This is a genomic window from Pseudomonas sp. SIMBA_068 (assembly GCF_046534705.1).
GTDB classification, from domain to species: Bacteria; Pseudomonadota; Gammaproteobacteria; order Pseudomonadales; family Pseudomonadaceae; genus Aquipseudomonas; species Aquipseudomonas putida.
The window spans coordinates 1-233 of sequence record NZ_JAWRYI010001757.1; the positions used below are offsets into that span (position 1 = coordinate 1).

The 233-nt window shown below is 71.2% G+C and carries 1 pseudogene; it reads left to right on the forward strand.

The annotated features are described in order from the left end of the window. Nucleotides 1-233: pseudogene (locus SB756_RS35775) on the forward strand (two-component sensor histidine kinase); the annotation flags it as partial.

The window sequence follows — 233 nt, forward strand, 5'->3', positions numbered from 1 at the left end:
CCGCATGATCGACGCCGCGCCTGCGGCGCAGCGGCCGGCCCTGGCCAGCGCAGCGGGTGATGCGGCCTACAGCGTGCAATGGCTGCGGCGGCATGCCGACGCTGGGTTGCCGACCCTGGCCGATAGCGAATTTCGCGAAGGCGCGCCGACCTTGCGTGCGCTGTTGAAGCGCCCGGATGCGCAGATCGAGGTCTTCGGACCGCAGGATCTTCCCGCGCAGGCGCAGCAGCGTG